Source organism: Brevundimonas vesicularis, assembly GCF_032067225.1.
Lineage (GTDB): Bacteria > Pseudomonadota > Alphaproteobacteria > Caulobacterales > Caulobacteraceae > Brevundimonas > Brevundimonas vesicularis_F.
Window position 1 is genome coordinate 15,162 of record NZ_DAMBJX010000002.1, and the last position, 20,621, is coordinate 35,782.

Consider the following 20,621-nt stretch of genomic DNA (forward strand, 5'->3'; position numbering starts at 1 on the left):
CGCCGCCCGCCAGCACCAGGATGACGATCGGCAGGACGCGGCGATAAAGCTTCACCCGCCGCGAGCGCGCGCGCCAGCGCGCGCCGGCCAGGGCGACCCTGGCCTCGTCGGCCTCGATGCGGGACTGTTCGCCGTGTTCGGTCAAGCGCGCCTCAGCTGTGGGCGAAGATGTCGGTCTCGTCCCAGCCGGCCAGGTCGAGCGCCGACCGCGTCGGCAGGAAGTCGAAACATTCAGCGGCCAGTTCGGTTCGCCCTTCGCGTGCCAGCATCATATCCAGCTTGGCCTTGGCCGCATGCAGATACAGGACGTCCGACGCCGCATAGTCCAGTTGCGCCTGGCTCAGCGTCTCGGCGCCCCAGTCCGAGGACTGCTGCGCCTTGGACAGGTCCGCGCCCACCGTCTCGCGCACCACATCCTTCAGCCCGTGCCGGTCGGTATAGGTGCGCGCCAGCTTGGAAGCGATCTTGGTGCAGTAGACCGGTCGCGTCTCGACGCCGAGGTGCAGCAGGAACATGCCGATGTCGAACCGGCCGAAGTGGAAGATCTTGGTCACCGCCGGATCGCTCAGCACCCGCTTCAGGTTCGGACAGTCATAGGCCGGCCGGTTCAGCCGCACGACATGGGCGTTTCCGTCGCCCGACGACAGCTGCACCACGCACAGCGGATCGCGGCGAAAACGCAGGCCCATGGTCTCGGAATCGATGGCGACCTCGGACCCCAGGTCCAGATCGTCGGGCAGGTCGCCCTCATGCAGGTAAACGGTCATGCTCAGGCTCTTACACGGCGAACGCGGCGCGCGAAACGGGCAAGCTCAACCACGAACGGGCCTCAAGCAGCGGGGCGGCGCGCGCGAGGCGATAGGCCAAAACAAAGAAAGCGCCGCACCGTTCGGTGCGACGCTTTCTGAAAAATGGTGCCCAGAAGAGGACTCGAACCTCCACGGCCGTTAAGCCACTGGCACCTGAAGCCAGCGCGTCTACCAATTCCGCCATCTGGGCCCCGTCGGCAGCGCCTTGCGGCGTTTCCATCGGGAAGGCGCGGACCTCTAAGGGAGGCTCCGGGCGGGGTCAACAAGGATTTTTCGCCTTTGCGAGATTTCTTGCGCACGCAGCGCGGCAAGCGTGGCCGCACGGACTTTTCGATCCGCGTTCGGCGGCGACTTAATGGGCGCTAAGCCTGTTTTCTAACCCCGTCTTGAGGCCAGGTCGCCTACAAGCGCCTGATGGCGGACCCGTCTCTAAGCCCCTCTGCGCCAGAGCGCTTCGCCACTGAGCGCCGCGCCCGGCCGCGCGCGCCGTTCCGCCAGAACCGCCGCGCCCGCGAGCGGGTCACGATCCTGGGGCAACCGATGGATCTGGTGAAGCCGGAAGAGGTGCTGCACCATATTCAGCAGGCGGTGCGACAGGGGGCAAAGAACCTGATCGCCAATCACAATCTTCACAGCCTGTACCTGATGCAGAAGCGGCCTGAACTCGCCGCCTTCTACGACAGAGCCGATCTGATCGAGGTCGATTCGACGCCGCTTCTGGCCTTTTCGCGCGTCCTGGGCCTGCACAGCCGGGGCTTTCATCGCTGCACCTATCTGGATTGGCGCGACCATTTCTGGAGTGTGGCGAACCGCGAGGGCTGGCGCGTCCTGTCCGTCGGCGGCGCGCCCGGCGTCGGCGACGAGGCGGCCCGGCGGCTGAAGCTCCGCTATCCCGACGTCGACATCGCCATCCACCATGGCTTCTTCGACGCCCGCCCCGGTTCGTCCGAGAACGCCGCCGTCCTGGATCGGATCACGGCCTTCCAGCCCCATATCCTGTTCGTCGGCATGGGGATGCCGCGCCAGGAGCTATGGATCGCTGAAAACTTCGAGCGCCTGCCCGATTGCGTCATCCTGTCGGTCGGCGCCGCCTTCGACTATGAGGCGGGGGTTCAAAGCGCAGCCCCGCGCTGGATGGGACGCGCCGGCATCGAATGGGCCTATCGCCTGCTGCATGATCCCAAACGGCTGTTCGTCCGCTACTGCGTCGAGCCCTGGACCCTCCTCCCGCTGGCGGTGCGCGACATCCGCAAGGCCAGGGGTCGCAACCGCTGATCACGTTATTCCTACTGGTCAGATAGATATTTATCGCCATGATCCCTCTGGATCGCCGCGTGTTATCGACAGCGACGGAAATGGAAAACGGGGGTGCGCGTGCCGCAGCAGAATGGACCGCATGTCGCCATCGTCGGCGCGGGTTTCAGCGGCCTGCTGACCGCCGTTAATCTGCTGAAGGCCTCGCGCGACGTGCGCGTCACCCTGATCGAGCGGCGCGGCGTTTTCGGTCCCGGCACCGCCTACGACACCGGCAATCCCGGCCATCTGCTGAACGTCCGCCTGGACAATATGAGCGCCTTTCCCGACCAGCCCAGTCACCTCGCCGACTGGTTGGCCGAACAGCCGTCGTGGCGCGCCCAGGACGGCTTCATCACCCGCGGCGTCTACGGCGACTATCTTCAAGCCCTGCTGGACGAGGCGCTGGACGACGCTCCCGACCGACTGAACCTGATCGGCGCCGAGGCTCAGTCCATCGATCGCCAGGACGACGGCTGGCGTATCGTGACCAGCGACGGAGAGGTCGCGGCCGATCAGGTCGTGCTGGCGCTAGGCAATCTGGAGCCCGCCTCGCCCCCCGGCGTCGAGGACGCGGTGCGCGCCTCCCCCGCCTATGTCGAAAACCCCTGGCGGTTCGAACCTCAGACGGCGCGCGACGCCCGCAACGTCCTGCTGATCGGGTCGGGCCTGACGATGGTGGATGCGGCCATCACCCTGCGCCGGCCCGGACGCCGCCTGACCGCCCTGTCGCGTCACGGGCTTTTGCCCCGCGCCCACGCGACTGCCCCGCCCACGCCCTATGTCGGCGCGTTTTCGGGCAGCCCCGCCGAAATCCTGCGTCAGATCCGCGCCGCGACAGCCGAGGCCGATTGGCGCGCCGTGTTCGACCGCCTGCGCCATTCCGCGCGCGACATCTGGCGCGGCTGGTCGCGGGTGGAGCGCAGCCGCTTTCTGCGCCATCTGCGCCCCCTGTGGGATGTGCATCGCCACCGCCTGTCGCCCGGCCCGGCGCGCGACATCCATTCCATGCTGGCTGGCGGCGAGCTGACGATCCTGGCCGGCAAGCTGACCGAGCTGAAGGCGACCGACGTCATCGAGGTCTCGTGGCGTCCACGCGGAAAAAAGCGCGCCATCAAGGAGCGGTTCGACCTGGTCGTGAACTGCACCGGGCCGCTGGGCGTGATCTCCAAGAGCACCGAGCCGATGATCCGCGACATCCTGGACAAGGGTTACGGTCGCCCCGACCCCTTGGGCCTGGGCCTGCAGGTCGATGACGAGGGCGGCCTGCTGGACGGGGCGGGCGCCCCCGCGCGGGGCCTTCACGCCATCGGCCCCCTGACGCGCGGCGCCTTTTGGGAGATGACGGCCGTGCCCGACCTGCGCGGCCAGGCCCGCGATCTCGCCGCCCGTATCCTGTCGGACCGCCTCTAGACCGAAACAACCGACACGTTTAGCCTTCACACCCGGATCGATCGGGGGCGATGACAGTGGGGGCAAGAAGAGGCATCGGCCTGCTGGTCGCGATCCTGTCGCTGGGCCTGACGGCCTTTGCGCCTCAGAGCGTATCGGACTATCGCCTCGCCTCCGCAGACAAGGTGCGCATCGACGTCTTCGGCGAGGCGGCGCTGGGCGGCGACTTCGTGATCGACGCCAACGGCCGGATCGCCTTACCCCTGATCGGCGAGGTTCAGGCTGCCGGCTTGACGGGCGCCCAGCTTCAGGACGCCGTCGCTCAAGCCTTGAGCCAGGGCTATCTGAACCAGCCGCGCGTAACCGCCCAGGTCCTGGCCTATCGGCCGATCTACATCCTGGGCGAGGTCAATCGGCCGGGAGAATACCCCTATCTGCCGGACCTGGCGGTGCTGAACGCCGTGGCGACGGCCCAAGGCTTCACCTATCGCGCCAACACGCGCCGCGTCTTCGTGCGTCGCGCCGGATCACAGGTCGAAGAAGCCCAGCCGCTGACCGCCGATGCGCGTGTTTCGCCCGGCGACACTTTGCGGATCGGCGAACGCTACTTCTGACCCGCTGTCAGATCGGCATCGCCATGATTTCCTTATAGGCGGAAATCACCTGATCGCGGACCGAGATCACCGTTTCCAGCGACGCCTCGGCCGAGCTCAGCGCCGTGACCACATCGATCAGATTGCCCTGGCCCTGGACCGAGCGGGTCATCTGGGTTTCGGCCGCGCGCGATTGCTGGGTCATGTCGGTCATGGCGTTCTTGACCAGGTCGGCGAAGCCGCCGTCCCCGACGCCGGGCGCCTGGGCTGCGGTCGGCATGGCGCCGCCCTGGACGGCGGCATAGGCCTTTGCGGCCATCATCGGATTCATGGCCTAGTCCTCAGCGTTTGATGATGTCGAGGGTGCGGCTGTCCATCGACCGCGCCGTCTCGATGACGTTCAGATTGGCCTCATAGGCGCGCTGCGCCTCGCGCATGTCCATCGCCTCGACCAGGGTATCGACATTGGGCCGCATCACATAGCCCTGCGCGTTCGCGGCCGGGTGCGACGGGTCATAGTCCATCTTGAAGTCGCCCTGGTCGGGCCGGACCTCGGCCAGGGTGACGCCGGTCGCCCCATCGACCTCGCGCGCCTGGAAGACCGGGATCTGGCGGCGATAGGGCTCGCCGCCCGGCGTGCGCGCCGTCGACTGGGCGTTGGCGATGTTCTCGGCGATCACGCGCATGCGCGACTGCTGCGCCTTCAGGGCCGAGGCCGCCACCGCCATGGCGCTGTTCGAAGGGGGGATGGGATCAGGCATGGGTCAGTCCTTCTCGGCCATCGGCTCAGGCGCCCGGCCGCTTGGCGGCCATGCGGATCATGGACATGGATTTCTGGTAGAAGCCGATGGCGGCGTCATAGGCCATGCGGCTCTCGGCCATCTTCAGCATCTGCTCTTCGACCACCACCGAATTGCCGTCCAGGGTAGTTTCCGAATCGGGCGCCTTGGTCGGGGCGAACCGCACCGGTGAACCGGCCGGCGCGATATGGGCCGCATTGGTGCGCACCATCTGCAGCCCCCCGCCCGAGCGCATGGCGGCGGCGAAGTCGGTCGGCTGTTTGAGGTCGCGCCCGACGAAGCCCGGCGTATCGGCGTTGGCGACGTTCTCGGCGATGACCCGCTGGCGCGCGTCCAGCCAGCCCAGCCGGCCCTTGATCTGCCCCAGCAGCGGTATGTCGGCGACGCCCATGGCGGTCTCCCGTGCGACGCGAATGCGCGCGATGGGCAGAAAATGCCGCCTGGATGGTTAATAGGGGGTTATCTCAACGGGTCGTTAACCGTGGTGGTTAACATTCGCGGCCTGAGCGCGGACTGCGCGGGGCCTTTGCAGCGTCATGAATTTCCTCGATCTCGCCCGGGCGGTCTTCGGCCTGGCCTTCACCCTCGGCCTGATCGGGATCGCGGCCTGGGCTGCGCGCCGCTATGCGCCGCAAATCCTGGCCCGGCTGAACGCTGAGCGCGGCGAGCGCCGGCTTCAGGTCGTCGAGACCCTGGTGCTGGACCCCGCCCGTCGTCTCGTTCTGGTCCGCGTCGACGACGAGGAACGGCTGATCCTGCTGGGCGAAGGCCGTGAACTGATCGAGCCGCGTCAGCCCCCTGTCGGCAAAATAGGAGGCGGCCAGTGAAGCCCGCCGTCTTCGTCAAGCCGACCTGCGCCGAGCTTAAACGCGCGGCCTTGCTGTCGTTGTTCACCACTCTGGTCTGCCTGGCCTGGCCCGTCGCGGCCCTGGCTCAGCAGGCGGCGCAAAGCGGGTCGGCCCTGAACATTGATCTGGGCACCGGCGCCGGCCTGACCCAGCGCGTGGTCCAGCTGGTCGGTCTGATGACCGTCCTGTCCTTGGCGCCGTCCATCGTCATCATGACCACCAGCTTCGTGCGGATCATCGTGGTCCTGTCGCTGCTGCGCACGGCGCTGGGCCTGCAACAGTCGCCGCCGAACGCCGTCTTGGTGTCTCTGTCGCTGTTCCTGAGCGCCATCGTCATGGCTCCGACCTGGCAGGACGCCTATGATTCGGGCATTCGTCCGCTGATGGATCAGCAGATCGAACTGCCCCAGGCCTTCGATCAGGCGTCCGAACCCGTAAAAACCTTCATGCTGGCCCAGGTGGACCGCGGGGACCTCGCCCTGTTCACCCGTCTCTCAAAGAACGACCCGCCCCAGAACGTCCAGGACCTGCCCCTGCGTGTGGTCACCCCGGCCTTCATGATAAGCGAGCTGAAGAAGGCCTTCGAAATCGGATTTCTCCTTTTCGTTCCGTTCCTTGTGATCGATCTGGTGGTGGCCAGCGTGCTGATGTCCATGGGCATGATGATGCTCCCTCCGGTGGTGGTTTCCCTCCCCTTTAAGTTGATCTTCTTCGTGCTGGTGGACGGCTGGCGACTGGTCGCCGGAAGCCTGGTCGAGAGCTTCCAGCGGGCGTCCGGGACCGGATAATCCCCCGCCCCATATGGCTTTAAGCGTCATCGGCGCTTGCAAAGCGTATGGAAATCCGTGTTGATCCCCCGGTCCTCGCTCGGAATCGGGCGACTAACACTGGAAACGCTTCTTATGACCACTCAAGCCGAACTGATCGCCGCCGTCGCCAAAGACGCTGGTGTTTCGCAGGCCGACGCCGGCAAGGTGCTGACCGCGATCGTCGAAAACATCCACTCGACCCTGAAGTCGGGCGGCGACATCCGCATCTCGAACCTGGGCGTCTTCGACACCGCCGACCGCGCTGAGCGCGAAGGCCGCAACCCGGCTACCGGCGCGACCATCAAGATCGCCGCCTCCAAGGCCGTGCGCTTCCGCGTCTCCAAGCCGCTGAAGGACGCCGTCAACGGCTAAGCCTTTTCGGTCCTGCGATGCAGGACCGGCAATGCTCGACGGGCGGGGGTCGCGATGCGATCTCCGCCCGTTTCAATTTCAGGCGGCGCTCTTCGCGTCGGCTTCTTTTCTGAACGCCTGTTTGGCGCTGTTGACCCAGCCGACGAAGGTGTCGGCCTGGCTGGACAGATTGGCGAAGTCGCCCGTCCCCGCCACGCCCGAAAGATTGTCGTCCAGCGCGACCCGCAGCGCCGCCGCCGACCTCGCGCCGGGAACCATCGGCCCAAAGCGCCCGCTCAGCCGCTGCAGCGCGGCCCGATCGCCCGCCAGCGAATAGCCGACGCCCGCCCGGATCAGCCAGCTTTCCTCGGCCGGCGTCAGCGGCGTGGTCGCGGTCTTGTAGCGATCGCCCAGCCGCGCCTCATAGATTGGCGCCGCCTCGCCCCACTTCTGCTGCTTCCAGAAGATGTCGGCCCGCACCTCGCGCGCCGGGTTCGACTGATCCCGGTCCAGAACCTCCAGCGCATGGTCGAACCGGCCCAGATCCATCAGGGCGCGCGCCTCCAGCGCCCGGCGCTCGCTGTTCATCGCATTGGGCAGCAGGGTGGTGCGCGAGCCCCAGATGGCCTGCAACGCCTTCTCCGGCTGGCGGTCCATCAGGTAGACGGTGGCCAGATTGGTCGCGACCTGGGCCTTGGCCACTCCGTCCAGACGCTCGTCCACCTGGTGCTTCAGCAGTTCGGCGGCCTGATCCAGCAGGTCCACGTCGATCAGACGCCGCGACAGACGCCGCACCATCTCGTCGCCGTCCGCCCCGATCGGCGTCAGTTCGCGGAAGTCATAGAACAGCGCCAGCGCCTGCACCGGCTGCAAACCGTCCGCCGCCCCGTCCAGGAACAGGGCGCGGAAGGCGTTGGCCTGATCCGCCTGCACCTCGGCTGCGCCCGGCACGCCCGCCATCCGCTTGCCGGCCCCGCGCAGGGCGTCTAGCGCCTCGCGATATCGCCCCTGCTGCAGATAGATGCCCGACAGTTTGCGCACGACCGCCATCTCGGTCGCATCCCCGCGCCAGCGCCATTTCAGCTGTTCCAGCTGGGCCGTCGCCTGATCCGGCGTGATCGCGCCCTTGTCCAGCTCCAGACTGATGGCGCCCAGTTTCGCCGGCGTCGCGATCCCGTCCAGCGGCGCGCGCGCCACGGCCTTGTAGACCGCCAGCGCCCGGCTCTTGTCGCCGTTCAGCTCGAACATCCGCGCCTGCACCAGACGTGCGGTCAGTTGATCGACCGCCGGCGCATCCTGGCTGAACACATAGGCCAACAGCTGCTGGGCGGCGGCGAGATCGTTCAACTGGATCGCGGCCATGGCGTGGGCCGCGCCGAACCGCGCGCGCCATTCCTTGGGGAAGCTGTCGATGGCCGGGGCGCCGGCGGCGAAGTTGCGACGCGCCCCCTCCCAGTCGCCCATTTCCGAGGCGATATAGCCCAGCCAGACCTTGGTCGCCGGATCGTTGGCCAGGGCGGCGCCCGCGAAATCAACCTGGGCCTCCTCCAGACGCCCGACGCCGACGCGCGCCACGCCGCGCAGGCCGCGCACTTCGGGCTCGCCTTGCAGGTTCGGCGCCTTGGCGATCAGGGCGTTCAGCACCCCGATGGCCTCATAGTTCAGGCCCGACCCGACCAGGAACCGGGCGAGCGCCATCCGCGCCTCGATCGGCGCGCGCGGATTGTCGGCCGCCGCGATCGTCTCTAGCCCGGCCGCATCCTGCAGCCGGCGATAGCGGTCCGAGAATCCCGCCTCGCCCGTCGCGGCCCAGGCCTCGTCGATCAGCGCCGGATAGGCCGCCCGTTTGGGCGCATCCGCATTGTGGTCGCCCGTCTCCAGTCCGGCCGTCGGCGACGACAAGGCCAGCCCCTTGGGCCGGCTCAGCGTCACCAGATCGCCCGCCGCCTCGATCTTCAGGTCGTCAGCCGCCGTCTCGACCGCCAGACCCTGCGCCGTCGGGATCAGGCTCAGATCGACCGTGCGCCGTCCGCCGGCGTAACCCTTGCCGGGCGCCAGGGCCGTCACCGCCGCGAACCGGTCCCCGACCAGCGGATCGGTCAGCCAGACCGCCTTGGTCGCCCCGGCCATCTGCGCCACCAGCACCGGCGCGCCGTCGTCGGACCGGCCGACCTCGACCCCGCCCGCCGCACCGTCTGGGCCGCCCAGGGTCACGGTCCAGGTCCCGCCCTGCCCCTGCGCCGAGACGCCCAGCCCCTCGGGTTCGGCGATCCTCAAAGCCGTATAGCCCGGCCCGGCCGCCCACTGGGCGTTCTTGGCCGATCCCAGCGCCTTGGCCCCGCTCATATCCATGCGGGCGGCAGTGTCGAACACGACCCATACGGCATCGCCACGGCGGAAGACGGCCGCCCCCACCGGCGCGCCCCAGTCGAAGGTCAGGACAGTCTTACCGCCGGCCGTCTCGGCCCGCACCGGCACCACGGCCTTGGTCGTCTGCGGCGCGGCGGCGTCGCCGCCCTCCGGCGCCTTGCCGGGCGCATAGAGGTTCAGCCAAACCGCCCCGTCCGCTACGCCCGAGCGCGCATCCGCACCCTGTTCCAGCGTCAGGATCAGGTCCGTGCCGCCCGCGCCCCGGCTCGGCCGCGTCTCGACCGACTTCACCCCGGCCGGCGGATCGACCTTCAATCGCGAGACGTCGGGCGCAGCGGTGGTCCCCAGCCGAACGACGACCTTGTCGCCCTCGCGGCTGATCCGCGAGCGCACCCCGATCACACCGCCGAACTCAACCCGCGTGAACTCGGCGTTGGCGCCGATATTGATGGACAGCGGATCGCGCGACCGGCCGACTTCCTGGGCCAGCGGCGCCATCGGCGCGAACACGACGGCGCCGGCCGTGGCGGCGGCCACGGTCGTCTTCAGGATGCGCTTTGTCGGCGAGGCCCCGGACATATCTCCCGACCCATGCCGCATAAGGCCTTTAATCGCGGTTAACCGCCGTTCACCGTGATGATGGATGGCGTTAGGACAACCGGTCCACGCGACAGCGCCGTATTAAGCGCTCATAGTCGTCCCATGACCGATTATCCTCGCCTCAGCACCCTGAAGACCGGCCTGGCCTGTCGCTGCCCCCGCTGCGGCAAGGGACCGCTGTTCAAAGGCTACCTGACGCTACAGACGGAATGTCCGGAGTGCGGGCTCAGCTACGCCTTCGCCGATCCGGCGGACGGCCCGGCCTTCTTCGTCATGACGGCCGTCGGGGTGGTGGGGATGATCCTGCTGATGGTGTTCGACTTCACCGTCCACCCGCCGATCTGGGTGCATCTGGTCGTGACCCTGCCGATCCTGGTCGCCCTGTGCCTGGGCTGCCTGCGCCCCTTCAAGGCCTGGCTGGTCGCCGAGCAATATGTCCATAAGGCCGCGCCGCCCGAGTTCTCCTCGAACGGCAAGCACGGGCCTTTCTAGGGGTCGATCACCGTCAGCTCGGGCCAGCGCGCCCGCGCGCTGTCGACGGCCTTGGCCCAGCCCCTGGCCACCGGCCGGTTCGGATTGGGCCGGATCGTCATTGCGAACACGTCGTCCAGCCCGAAAGGCGCGGCGACGCTGAGGCTGTCGTCCGCCTCCAGTCGCACCCCGATCGCAAAGGTCGGCGCCACGAACCGCCCCAGCGCCTCATCCGTCGAGTGCAACGGCGCATAGGGTTCGCCGAACCGGTTTTGGAACCACAGATGCACCCGCGCCTGGTTGCGGACCTCGACCTGGCTGCGGAACGGCTCGTCGAAGGCGGCGGCGACGCGTTTGATCACGACGTCCTCGGCCTCGTAGGACAGGTCCGACGCGTTGAAATAGGCCAGGTCGTAGTCCTTGACCCCATAGCCCGCCGGCCGCCCTGTCCTGGCGTTCCACACGGCCTGATAGACCGCCCCCGACACCAGCCGCCAATCGGGCAGGTCCAGCGCCCGGACGGTCGTCAGGACGTGCATCAGACCGGGATCGGCGCGCACGATGGCGGTCAGGTCCGCCTCTAGCTCGCTCATCCCCGCACCGGCCAGCCGTGGTCCAGCGGCCCGTGTCCGCCGCCCAGGCCCGGCGCCCGGCGGATCGCCTCGCCGACATAGGCCCAGGCTTCGGCCACAGCGACCTCCAGCGGCCGCCCCAGCGCCAGCCCGGCCGCACACGCACTTGCAAGCGTGCAGCCGGTGCCGTGGGTGTGGCGGGTGTCGACCCGCTCGGCCTCCAGCACCGTCTCGCCGTCTGCAGTCATCAGCAGGTCGATCACCGTCGGCCCCGACACGTGACCGCCCTTCATCAGCACCGCCCGCGCCCCCATGGCCAGCAAGGCCTCGCCCGCCCGTCTCTGGCCGTCCAGGTCGTGGACCGCAAAGCCCGTCAGGGCCTCGGCCTCTGGCGCATTGGGCGTCAGCAGGGCCGCGCGCGGGATCATCAGGCGCTTCACCGCCTCGACCGCCGCATCGGGCAACAGGGGATGGCCGCCCTTGGCCACCATGACCGGGTCGACCACCGCCGGGGCGTCCGCCTCGTCCAGCAGGGCGGCGACCGTCTCGACCACCTCGACCGAGCCCAGCATGCCGGTCTTGACCGCGTCGGTCCCAATGTCCTCCATCACCGCCCGCGCCTGTGCTGCGATCAGATCCAGCGGCAGCGGATGGACCCCGTGAACCCCCAGGGTGTTCTGCACCGTGATGGCCGTAATGGCGGTGGCGGCGAACCCGCCCATCATCGTCACGGCCTTGATGTCGGCCTGGATGCCCGCGCCGCCGCCCGAGTCCGACCCTGCCAGGATCAAGACGCGTCCTTGATGAAGCGCGCTCATGCCGCCGCTCCCGAAAACAGTTTCAGCCCGACAATGCCCGCCACGATCAGCAGGATGCACACCGCTCGCACCGCCGTCGCCGGCTCGCCATAGACCAGGATGCCGACTACCGCCGCGCCCACCGCCCCGATGCCGGTCCAGACCGCATAGGCCGTGCCGATCGGCAGCTTCTGCGTGGCGACCCACAACAGCACCATGCTGCCCGCCAGCGCGACCAGCACCCCCAGCGAGGTCCACGGCCGGCTGACGCCCACATTCTTGAGGCCCGAGGCCCACAGGACCTCTAGCAGACCGGCGACGACCAGCGTCGCCCACGGATTGATCGACATCACCCAGGACATGGCGACCAGATGGAACAGGCCGCGGTCCGGAGCAAGCCGCGATCAGCCGCCCAGCGGCCCCTTGAAGATGAAGAAGGCCCCAAGCGCGATGAAGGCGAAGCCGACCAGATGGTTTACCGTCAGCTTCTCCCCCAGATACAGGACCGAAAAGCCGGCGAAGACCAACAAGGTGATCACCTCCTGCATCGTCTTCAGTTCGGCCGGCGAATAGACCTGGATGCCGATGCGGTTGGCCGGCACCGCCAGCCAGTATTCGAAGAAGGCGATGCCCCAGCTGGCCATGACCAGCAGCCACAGCGGCTTGTGATCGAACTTCAGATGGCCGTACCAGGCGAAGGTCATGAAGACGTTCGACAGGCACAACATGACGATGGGGGCGATATAGGCGGTCAGGGGCATGGGCAGATCAGGGCTGTTGCAGACCTGCCCTCTACACCGGCTGCGACCGTCCGTCGCGGGCCTTCAATCCGCCGCCGTCACCGCCGCCTGAACCCTCAGCGCCTGCACCGTCTCGCGCACGTCGTGGACCCGCACCATCCGCGCCCCGCGCCGCGCGCCTTCCAGCGCCAGGGCCAGTGACCCGCCCAGCCGATCGGTTGCCGCGACCGCCGTCGCATCGATGGCCTGGATCGTGCGCTTGCGACTGGCGGCGTACAGCACCGGAAAGCCCAGATCGACCAGCGCGTCCAACCGCGCCGTCAGCGCCATGTTATGCGCCAGCGTCTTGCCGAACCCGATGCCGGGATCCAGCCAGATCCGCTCGCGCGCCACGCCCGCCGCCATCGCCGCCTCGGCCCGCCCGCGCAGATAGTCCCGCACTTCGACCACCACATCGTCATAGCGCGGGTCCGCCTGCATCGTGCGGGGTTCGCCCCGCATGTGCATCAGCACCACGTCGCACCCCAGTTCGGCCGCAACCGCCGCACTGTCGGGCGCGTGGCTCAGCGCCGTCACGTCGTTCCACATCGTCGCCCCGGCCGCGACGGCGGCGCGCGCGACGGCGGGCTTCATCGTGTCGATGCTGATCGCCCCGCCCCACCGCGCGCGGACGCCGGCGATGACCGGCGTGACCCGCTCGATCTCCTCGGCCTCGCCCACCGGCTCGGCCCCCGGCCGGGTGCTCTCCCCGCCGATATCGAGCACATCGGCCCCGTCCTCGACCAGCCGCATGGCCTGATCGATCGCGCCTTCAGTCGAGGCCCATCGCCCCCCGTCCGAGAAGCTGTCGGGCGTCACATTGACGATGCCCATCACCTGCGACAAGGCGGCCGTCCGCGCGGTTTGACTTTCATGGGCCATGGGACCAGCCTGTAACCGTGATCGCGCATTTCGTCAGCCAGGCTCGACGCCTTTCCCACGCGGGACGCCTCGTCGCAGGCGACTGACCCGGAACGGCCGCGCGCCCTTCGCCCCGTTCCGGGCATCGATCTGAACCCCATTCCTTTTCGACGCCGCACGACGCCACGCGCGTGCGGCGTCCCACGCCGTCTGCGAGCCCGCCATGACCAAATCCACTCTGCCCCTCCGCCCCGACATCTTTCTCAGCGCACAGGACCACGATACCCTGTCGCGCCTGGTCGGCGACATGCCCGGCGACGGCGTGGCGGGAATGCTTCAGGAGGAACTGGAGCGCGCCGTCATCTGCGAACCGGGCGACCTTCCCAAGGGCGCCGTGCCCCTGGACCGTTGGCTGCACTATATCGACGGCCGCGCGTCTGATCCGCGCCGCATCCAGATCGTCCTGCCCGCAGACGCCGACATCGATGCGGGCAAGGTCTCAGTCCTGTCACATGTGGGTGCGGGTCTGATCGGCCTGATCGAAGGCCACACCATCGCCTGGACCGACCCCTCCGGCGCCGCGCGCAGCCTGACGCCGGTCATGGTCGAGGATCCGGAAATCCTTGGCGGCGACTAGCGCCCGATCAGACCGCCCAGCGCTTCCAGATAGGCGGCGAAGGCCTTGCGGCCGGCGGGGGTGATGGACACGCGGGTCAGGGGCTTGTTGTTCACGAAGCTCTTGGCCACGGCAACGTATCCCGCCTCCTCCAGCTTCTTGATGTGGACCGACAGATTGCCCTGCGTCGCCTCCAGCACGGTCTTCAGCTCGGTGAAGTCGGCGGCCTCGGCGTCGGCCAGATAGACCATGATCCCCAGCCGCATCCGGCCGTGGATGACCTCGTCGATCTTGCCGAGCGCGTCCAGTCCCATGGATCAGCCGGCGTCCGCATCGATGGCGCGGGCCTTTAGCGCCGCACGCGTCATGATCCAACCCGGCCCTGCGAACAGCACGAACAGGGCGAGGGTGCAGACGTAGAGATAGATCATCGTGTCACGCACCAGCACGCCCAGCGCGACCGCCGTGAGCCAGCCGCCCAACGACGTCGCCAGCATCCATGGCTTCTTCTTCAGACTGTAGGCCACGAACCAGGCCGCCGACTGCAGCGCGAAGATCATCGCCGGATAGTAGAGCCAGACCGCGAAGTCCTGATCGCGGCGGGCCCCCACGCCGAACACGATGATGATCGCCAGATTGGCCATGCCCGCGCCGCTGAACGCCGCATTCAGTGTGCGGGTGACGATGGGGCCGGCCGTTCCCGTCTTGCGGTCCTCACGCACGGCCCAGGTCAGGACGACAAGAAAGGCGACCGTGATGGCCACCACGAAGCTGAGATTACCCAGAGGCGGCCAGCGCACGATCCCCCACACCTGACCGATATGGAACAGGCATTGCAGACCGTAGAGCAGACCGCCCGCCAGATAGGCGACGCCCAGCGTCAGGGTCGCCCTGGGATTATTGCCGCCCTGAACAATGGCCTTCATGAAGGCCAGATCGGCCTCGGGGCCGGTGCGGGACTTGTCGGACATCGCTGTGTGATTCCTGTGCGACGGGCGCGTCCCTCGGATGGACGCCGCCGGAAGGGTTTGCAAATTATTCGGCGGGGATCAGCGCAGGCGCAGGCCGGTTGCGCCACGGCACGCGCCGGCCATTCAGCCACCGCCCCATGAAGCTGTGGCGGATCAGCAGTTCGTAGGACGCCAGGCACACGGCGAAGACGCCCGCCGACACGCCGATCAGCTTTACCCACCACGGCCCGGCCCAATCCTGCACCCAGACCTGGGCCAGCATGACCAGCGGCAGATGCACGATATAGATCCAGTAGGAGGCGTCGGAGAGGTAGCGCCGAACCGCACTGTGGCCCGAGGCGAAGCGCAGGCACAGTCCCATGGCCGCCAGGGCCGAGGCATAGACGGCGACCGCCGTGACGGCGGCGGCCAAGGCCTTGCCGCCCGTCGGATCGCCCATCGGCGTGATGTTCGGGCCGCCCGCAAGGATATAGGCCGTCACGCCCGAAATCAGCGCCACGCACAGGAACAGCGGCGACCATTTGGCGATCCGGTCCAGCAGATCACGCCGCCGGTCCAGCGCGAACCCCAGGCCGAAGGCGAGGCCGAACCCGACCAGGGCGGAGGTGTTCGGGATCACGCCCGCGTCCGGCGTCGGCACGGCAAAGAAGGCGATCCACGTTGGATCCAGCCACAGCGCCAGGGCGAGCGGAGCGGCAAGCACGGCAGGCGTCCACGGGCCGATCAGCGCGCCGATCATCCTGTCCACGACCGGACCCGCTCGCCCCGCGCGATCCAGCACGCCGAGCACGGCCCGCACGATCAGGACGACGGCGTAGAAGAGCGTCAGCACCCACAGAAACCACAGGTGGGTCAGCGGAAAGTTGGTCCAGTCATACGTCGGTGGCGGTGGCGGCGGCGCGCCGGGCGTCACCAGACCATTGGCATGAGCGTTCCAGACCAGGGCCGTAACGATCCCCGCCATGACCGGAAACCAGAAGGCCGCCAGCGGCCCGGCGATCCGCACCACCCGATCCTTGGCGAAGGCGACCCAGCCCCGCCGCGCCAGCATCCTATGGGCGAACAGACCCGCGATGAAGAAAAAGGCCGTCATGCGAAACAGATGAATGGCGAAGAATAGCCAGGCGGCGCCGATCGACCGGCTGTCGTCCGCCACGATCCAGATCTGCTGCGGGACGAAGGACAGACTGGCGTGCAGCACGACGCCCAGCAACAGCGCACCCGCCCGCAGCGCGTCGAGCCCGTGCAGACGCTCGGCTTGACGCGTTTCAAATGCCGACATGACGACCCCTCCTTAGATTGAGGTCGCCACATCTCACAGACTGGTCTGTAATGCAAACTTGTTCGTCACGACCACGTCGTCACCCTCGGGCTCGACCCGAGGGCCGGGTCGTGCGCCGCATTTCGTCAAAGGCGCCGCAGAGCCCGATCCGCAGCCGATCCTCGGGTCGGGCCCGAGGATGACGACGTAGAGTAGAGAGAGAGAGAGGGCGTCGTCCCAAAAGAAAAACCCGCCGGGAGATCGCTCTCCCGACGGGTCCATCTTCAGATCAAGCCTGGGTTCAGTGAACCGTCGGCACGCTGGTCGCGGCCGGGGCGGCGACCGGGACCTCGATGTCTGTGCCGTCCGACACCGGCGTCACCGGCACCGAGACCGAAGGCCCGGCGTTGGGGAAGTTGTTCTCGTCGCGGTTCGGCGCGACGCCCTTCTCCAGCAGGTCCTTGATCTCCTCACCCGACAGGGTCTCGTATTCCAGCAGGGCCTGAGACAGTTTCTCGTGATCCTCGGCCTTGGTGGTCAGGATGGTGCGGGCCTCGTCCCAGCCCGAGGTCACCAGACGACGGACTTCCTCGTCGATGGTGCGCGCCGTCTCTTCGGAGATGTTCTGGCTGCGGGCGACCGAGTGGCCCAGGAAGACCTCTTCCTGGTTCTCGCCGTAGGCCACCGTGCCCAGCTTATCGGAGAAGCCCCAGCGGGTGACCATGGCGCGGGCCAGTTTGGTCGCCTGTTCGATATCCGAGCTGGCGCCCGAGGTGATGTTTTCCGGCCCGAAGATCAGCTCCTCGGCGACGCGGCCGCCCGCCATGATGGCGATCCGGTCGATCATCTGCTGATATTTCATCGAATAGCGGTCGCCTTCCGGCAACTGCATCACCATGCCCAGCGCCCGGCCACGCGGGACGATGGTCGCTTTGTGGACCGGGTCAGCCATCTTGACGTTCATGGCGACGATGGCGTGACCGGCCTCGTGATAGGCGGTCAGGCGCTTTTCTTCCTCGTTCATCGCCATGGAGCGACGTTCGGAGCCCATCAGCACCTTGTCCTTGGCGTCTTCGAAGTCGCGGTGGGTGACCATGCGACGGTCCTTGCGCGCCGCCGTCAGGGCCGCCTCGTTGACCAGATTGGCCAGGTCGGCGCCCGAGAAGCCGGGCGTGCCGCGCGCGATCGTCTTGACGTTGACGTCGGCGGCCAGGGGCACATCCTTCATGTGGACGCGCAGGATGCGTTCGCGGCCCGAGACGTCCGGATTGGGCACCACCACCTGGCGGTCGAAACGGCCGGGACGCAGCAGGGCCGGGTCCAGCACGTCGGGACGGTTGGTCGCGGCGATCAGGATGATGTTCTCGGACGCCTCGAAGCCGTCCATCTCGACCAGCAGCTGGTTCAGCGTCTGTTCGCGCTCGTCATTGCCGCCGCCCAGGCCTGCGCCCCGGTGGCGACCCACGGCGTCGATCTCGTCGATGAAGATGATGCAGGGCGCATTCTTCTTGGCCTGCTCGAACATGTCGCGAACCCGCGACGCGCCGACGCCGACGAACATCTCGACGAAGTCCGAACCCGAGATCGAGAAGAAGGGCACGCCCGCCTCCCCCGCGACCGCGCGCGCCAGCAGCGTCTTGCCGGTGCCGGGAGGGCCGACCAGCAGGGCGCCCTTGGGAATCTTGCCGCCCAGACGCTGGAACTTGCCCGGATCCTTCAGGAAATCGACGACCTCCTGCAGTTCGTCCTTGGCCTCGTCCACGCCGGCGACGTCGTCGAAGGTCTTGCGTCCCTTGTGTTCGGTCAGCAGCTTGGCCTTGGACTTGCCGAAGCCCATGGCCCCCTTCGCCCCGCCCTGCATCTGGCGCATGAAGAAGATCCACACCCCGATCAGCAGCGCGATCGGCAGGATGCCCAGCAGCAGGCTCATCCAGATCGACTGGCCGCCCGACTTGGCGTCGATCTCGACGTTGGCGGCCAGCATCTGGGCCACCAGCTGTTCGTTCGGGTAGACGGTGGTGGAGGTGAATCGTTCGCCGTTCTTCAGCTCGCCGTTCACCTTGTCCAGGCGAATGGTCACCTGTTTGACCTCGCCCGCGTTCACGCGCTGCACCAGCTGGGAATAGCTGATGGCCTCGGGCTTGCCGGCCGGCTGGCCCGTCACGCCGTTCATGGCGCCGCCCTGCGACAGCGCCGCATAGCCCGCCAGCAACGCCAGAATGATCACGCCGGTGATCGCCAGATTACGCAGGTTCATTGAGGTCCTCGGTCGTCCGCGACCCGGGTGGGATCGACGGTCTGGATGTGTCTGTCTGGGAAAATAGGGGCTTAATCAGCGTTACGCTATCGGGTGGCGGAAATCAGGTCGTCTTCGTGCGTCGTTTCGTCCAGCGCCAGCCTGAGCCGTTCCGCGACAAGGCCGCGCCGTTCGACCCCTTCGCCTGCAAGAACCGGGGCCACCGCGTCGTCCCTGATCAACACAGGCCAGGCCCCGCGCGTCGCCGCCGGCAGCCGATTGATCTCGGCCCTGTCGGCGTCCGACAGGCTGGCCAACCGCCCCCGCGCCGGAACCACAGACCAGCCGGGACGATCGGCGCAGAAGACGAACCGCCCGTCCCAAACCGTCTCGACGTCGGGCGTCAGCGCCAGCGGCGAAATGTCTCGTCTGCGCAGCTCGCCGGCCTCACGCATCAACCGCGCCGTCGCGCCGACAGCCTCGATGCGCGCCCCGCACAGGGTCGCCGCGAAATCCTCACCCTCCTTCAGCCGCGCCATCAGGGCGTCCAACCGCGCACCCCGGGGCGGCGTCGATCCGCCGCCGACGCAGACCAGGGCCGCCGCCAGCGCCCGCGCGCCCACGTCGCGGTCCACATGCGCCATGGCCTGGCCCTCGATCGTCGGCCGCGCCCCGGTTTGCGCCGCCGCCTGCGCGACCGATTGCGGCGCCGCGCCCGCCAGCGCCTGCCGCGCCCGGCTGCGACCGAAGCGGGGATCGGCGTTGGCGGGGTCCTCGATCCAGTCGGCCCCCTGCGCCGCCAGCCAGTCGCGCAACCCCGCCCGCCGCTCGCCCAGCAGCGGCCGCAACAGCATCAGGCCGCGACCCTCGGGCCAGGCCGGCGACGGCGACCATTCGCGCACCCGCCCCAGGGTGGAACCTTCGCTCCGCATCAGATCGGCCTCGGCGATATCGTCGGCGGTATGGGCGAAAAGGACGACCGATGCCCCCGCCTGGCGCGCCGCATCCGCAATCAAACCATGCCGCGCCGCCCGCGCCGCCGCCGTCAGCCCGGTCGCGGGCTTGTCTCCGTCCCAACTCAACCCGCGCCAGTCCGCCCCGGCGTTCCGCGCCGCCCGGCCCGCAAAGTCGGTCCAGCGGCCGCTATCCGCATTCAGCCGATGATCGACGGTCAAGGCCAGCACCGAACGCCCACGCGTCCGCGCCCAGTCCGTCGTCAGTCGCAACAGGGCGATGGAATCCCCGCCCCCCGACAGGGCCAGCGCCAGCGGCCGCCCTATATCGCGCGTCAGTCGCGCATCCAGCCGCGCGAACGCTCGCGCTCTGAGATCCGGGTCAGACGTCAGGCGCAGGAACCCGTCGTCTTCAGCTGCGCCGCCCGCGCCTTTTGCGGGTCCGAGGCGGCGGGCGCATAGCGACGTGTGAATTCAGCCAGGGCCGCGCACCCTTGCGGCTTCCTCTGCGTCGCGAACAGGGCGTCGGCCAGTTTCAGCGTCGTATCCGCCGCCCAGCCGATGCGCGGCCAGTCCTTCAGCGCGGCGGCGTAATAGGGCACCGCCCCCGCCTTGTCGTTCGCCGCCACCCGCAGGTCGCCCAGGCGCGAGTTGGCCTCGCGCGATTGCGGCGTATCGGGCCAGGCCGCGATCACCGTTTCCAGCGCCCGCTCGCCGCGCGGCTTGTCGGTCGCCAATAGGGCCACCGCCGCCGCCAGATCCCGCGTCGCATCGCCGGTGGGCGAGGTCGCCTCGATCGGCGCATTGAGCTCGGCCTGGGTCTCCAGCTTCTGCAACCGGCCCTCGGCGTCCGCCAGACGGGTCTTCAGCGTCTCGTTCTCGCGCGTGGCCTCGTCCAGCTGGAAGGTCAGACGCTCGTTGTCGCCGTTGATCCGGCGCACCGTGGCCTCCAGGTCGCCCAGCCGCCGATCCATCAGGGCGAACTGCCCCTGAAGCGTCACCACCTCGGGGTCCGGCTCGACCAGCACAGGCTGGCCTGCGGCGTTTCTCTGGGTCAGGGCGCGCTCGAGCCGCCGCACATTGCGGTCCAGCTGGTCCAGGCGGCGATTGTCCCACTCGGTCCGCTCCATGATGTTGGGCTGGGCCTGCTGGGCGACCGCGCCGCCCCCGATCAGTAGGACGCCGAGGGCGGCGGCGGCGAGCAGATGAACGCGAGAAATCGAGAGCTTGGTCATGCGT

The 20,621-nt window shown here is 68.1% G+C and carries 24 protein-coding genes and 1 tRNA gene; 8 read left to right on the forward strand and 17 right to left on the reverse strand.

The genetic code is table 11. The features are described from left to right. Positions 1 to 152: 152 nt before the first annotated feature. Both RT123_RS00630 and RT123_RS00635 read right to left on the reverse strand, forming a co-directional pair. A complete protein-coding gene (locus tag RT123_RS00630; RefSeq protein ID WP_313006995.1) occupies positions 153 to 767 on the reverse strand; it encodes a ribonuclease D in 615 nt (204 codons plus the stop codon). Between the two features lie 145 nt (positions 768 to 912). Beyond that, positions 913 to 999 (reverse strand) — tRNA-Leu (locus RT123_RS00635). A 224-nt stretch (positions 1,000 to 1,223) separates the two neighbouring features. Between RT123_RS00635 and RT123_RS00640 the strand changes: the two genes are divergently transcribed. The 3 genes from RT123_RS00640 (at position 1,224) to RT123_RS00650 (ending at position 4,108) form a co-directional block, all read left to right on the forward strand. After that, complete coding sequence (locus RT123_RS00640; protein WP_313006997.1) at positions 1,224 to 2,084, forward strand: WecB/TagA/CpsF family glycosyltransferase; 861 nt, start codon at positions 1,224 to 1,226, stop codon at positions 2,082 to 2,084. Between the two features lie 99 nt (positions 2,085 to 2,183). After that, entirely contained in the window at positions 2,184 to 3,515 is a 1,332-nt protein-coding gene (locus RT123_RS00645; RefSeq protein ID WP_313006999.1) for an FAD/NAD(P)-binding protein, read from the forward strand. Between the two features lie 50 nt (positions 3,516 to 3,565). Further along, positions 3,566 to 4,108: a polysaccharide biosynthesis/export family protein gene (locus RT123_RS00650; RefSeq protein WP_313007001.1), complete on the forward strand. Its 543-nt coding sequence runs from the start codon at positions 3,566 to 3,568 to the stop codon at positions 4,106 to 4,108. A gap of 7 nt (positions 4,109 to 4,115) precedes the next feature. Here the strand turns inward: RT123_RS00650 and RT123_RS00655 are convergent, their stop codons facing one another. From RT123_RS00655 to flgB, 3 genes are read right to left on the reverse strand one after another with little or no spacing between them, the layout of a single operon-like run. Beyond that, positions 4,116 to 4,418 (reverse strand): flagellar hook-basal body complex protein FliE, encoded by a 303-nt coding sequence (locus RT123_RS00655; protein ID WP_045809720.1) that lies wholly within the window; start codon positions 4,416 to 4,418, stop codon positions 4,116 to 4,118. A gap of 10 nt (positions 4,419 to 4,428) precedes the next feature. After that, the gene (gene flgC, locus RT123_RS00660) at positions 4,429 to 4,848 is read right to left on the reverse strand and encodes a flagellar basal body rod protein FlgC (protein WP_369796239.1); all 420 of its coding nucleotides are present in this window, start codon (positions 4,846 to 4,848) and stop codon (positions 4,429 to 4,431) included. A gap of 25 nt (positions 4,849 to 4,873) precedes the next feature. Further along, a complete protein-coding gene (flgB, locus tag RT123_RS00665; protein WP_017506835.1) occupies positions 4,874 to 5,278 on the reverse strand; it encodes a flagellar basal body rod protein FlgB in 405 nt (134 codons plus the stop codon). Positions 5,279 to 5,423: 145 nt separating this feature from the next. Here flgB and RT123_RS00670 point away from each other — a divergent pair, with 145 nt between their 5' ends. From RT123_RS00670 to RT123_RS00680, 3 genes are all read left to right on the forward strand, one after another. Then, positions 5,424 to 5,714, forward strand: a complete 291-nt coding sequence (locus RT123_RS00670) for a flagellar biosynthetic protein FliO (RefSeq protein ID WP_313007004.1) — start codon at positions 5,424 to 5,426, stop codon at positions 5,712 to 5,714. Further along, the gene (gene fliP, locus RT123_RS00675) at positions 5,711 to 6,523 is read left to right on the forward strand and encodes a flagellar type III secretion system pore protein FliP (protein WP_313007006.1); all 813 of its coding nucleotides are present in this window, start codon (positions 5,711 to 5,713) and stop codon (positions 6,521 to 6,523) included. Before RT123_RS00670 ends, fliP begins: the two co-directional genes overlap by 4 nt. A gap of 114 nt (positions 6,524 to 6,637) precedes the next feature. Beyond that, on the forward strand, positions 6,638 to 6,916 hold the full coding sequence (locus tag RT123_RS00680; RefSeq protein WP_017506838.1) for an HU family DNA-binding protein: 279 nt from the start codon (positions 6,638 to 6,640) through the stop codon (positions 6,914 to 6,916). Between the two features lie 78 nt (positions 6,917 to 6,994). On the opposite strand, the gene RT123_RS00685 is transcribed toward RT123_RS00680, so the two are convergent. Further along, a complete protein-coding gene (locus tag RT123_RS00685; RefSeq protein WP_313007009.1) occupies positions 6,995 to 9,844 on the reverse strand; it encodes a hypothetical protein in 2,850 nt (949 codons plus the stop codon). A gap of 123 nt (positions 9,845 to 9,967) precedes the next feature. Here RT123_RS00685 and RT123_RS00690 point away from each other — a divergent pair, with 123 nt between their 5' ends. Next, complete coding sequence (locus RT123_RS00690; protein WP_055753964.1) at positions 9,968 to 10,357, forward strand: DUF983 domain-containing protein; 390 nt, start codon at positions 9,968 to 9,970, stop codon at positions 10,355 to 10,357. Here the strand turns inward: RT123_RS00690 and RT123_RS00695 are convergent. From RT123_RS00695 to folP, 5 genes are all read right to left on the reverse strand, one after another. Further along, entirely contained in the window at positions 10,354 to 10,929 is a 576-nt protein-coding gene (locus tag RT123_RS00695; protein WP_313007013.1) for a nucleotidyltransferase family protein, read from the reverse strand. The two genes, RT123_RS00690 and RT123_RS00695, sit on opposite strands and share 4 nt — an antisense overlap. After that, positions 10,926 to 11,726: a bifunctional hydroxymethylpyrimidine kinase/phosphomethylpyrimidine kinase gene (gene thiD / locus RT123_RS00700; protein WP_313007015.1), complete on the reverse strand. Its 801-nt coding sequence runs from the start codon at positions 11,724 to 11,726 to the stop codon at positions 10,926 to 10,928. The genes RT123_RS00695 and thiD overlap by 4 nt, the downstream gene beginning before the upstream one ends. Continuing rightward, complete coding sequence (locus tag RT123_RS00705) at positions 11,723 to 12,067, reverse strand: DMT family transporter (RefSeq protein ID WP_159846381.1); 345 nt, start codon at positions 12,065 to 12,067, stop codon at positions 11,723 to 11,725. Before RT123_RS00705 ends, thiD begins: the two co-directional genes overlap by 4 nt. Before the next feature lie 42 nt (positions 12,068 to 12,109). Continuing rightward, on the reverse strand, positions 12,110 to 12,466 hold the full coding sequence (locus tag RT123_RS00710) for a DMT family protein (protein ID WP_055806433.1): 357 nt from the start codon (positions 12,464 to 12,466) through the stop codon (positions 12,110 to 12,112). Positions 12,467 to 12,529: 63 nt separating this feature from the next. Then, entirely contained in the window at positions 12,530 to 13,366 is an 837-nt protein-coding gene (folP, locus tag RT123_RS00715; protein WP_313007029.1) for a dihydropteroate synthase, read from the reverse strand. A gap of 202 nt (positions 13,367 to 13,568) precedes the next feature. Between folP and RT123_RS00720 the strand changes: the two genes are divergently transcribed. After that, entirely contained in the window at positions 13,569 to 13,982 is a 414-nt protein-coding gene (locus RT123_RS00720) for a GreA/GreB family elongation factor (protein ID WP_313007031.1), read from the forward strand. Here the strand turns inward: RT123_RS00720 and RT123_RS00725 are convergent. From RT123_RS00725 to RT123_RS00750, 6 genes are all read right to left on the reverse strand, one after another. Beyond that, positions 13,979 to 14,275: a winged helix-turn-helix domain-containing protein gene (locus RT123_RS00725; protein ID WP_055753957.1), complete on the reverse strand. Its 297-nt coding sequence runs from the start codon at positions 14,273 to 14,275 to the stop codon at positions 13,979 to 13,981. The two genes, RT123_RS00720 and RT123_RS00725, sit on opposite strands and share 4 nt — an antisense overlap. Positions 14,276 to 14,278: 3 nt before the next feature. Then, positions 14,279 to 14,932, reverse strand: coding sequence for a hypothetical protein (locus RT123_RS00730; RefSeq protein ID WP_313007033.1), 654 nt, complete (start codon positions 14,930 to 14,932; stop codon positions 14,279 to 14,281). Between the two features lie 64 nt (positions 14,933 to 14,996). Further along, positions 14,997 to 16,214 carry an acyltransferase family protein gene (locus RT123_RS00735; protein WP_313007036.1) on the reverse strand — a complete coding sequence of 406 codons (1,218 nt, stop codon included), beginning with the start codon at positions 16,212 to 16,214 and terminating at the stop codon, positions 14,997 to 14,999. Positions 16,215 to 16,494: 280 nt separating this feature from the next. Continuing rightward, positions 16,495 to 18,450, reverse strand: coding sequence for an ATP-dependent zinc metalloprotease FtsH (gene ftsH, locus RT123_RS00740; RefSeq protein ID WP_055753954.1), 1,956 nt, complete (start codon positions 18,448 to 18,450; stop codon positions 16,495 to 16,497). Between the two features lie 86 nt (positions 18,451 to 18,536). Continuing rightward, positions 18,537 to 19,781, reverse strand: a complete 1,245-nt coding sequence (gene tilS / locus RT123_RS00745; protein WP_409514879.1) for a tRNA lysidine(34) synthetase TilS — start codon at positions 19,779 to 19,781, stop codon at positions 18,537 to 18,539. Next, positions 19,772 to 20,617 carry a tol-pal system protein gene (locus RT123_RS00750; RefSeq protein WP_066554439.1) on the reverse strand — a complete coding sequence of 282 codons (846 nt, stop codon included), beginning with the start codon at positions 20,615 to 20,617 and terminating at the stop codon, positions 19,772 to 19,774. The genes tilS and RT123_RS00750 overlap by 10 nt, the downstream gene beginning before the upstream one ends. Positions 20,618 to 20,621: the final 4 nt, after the last annotated feature.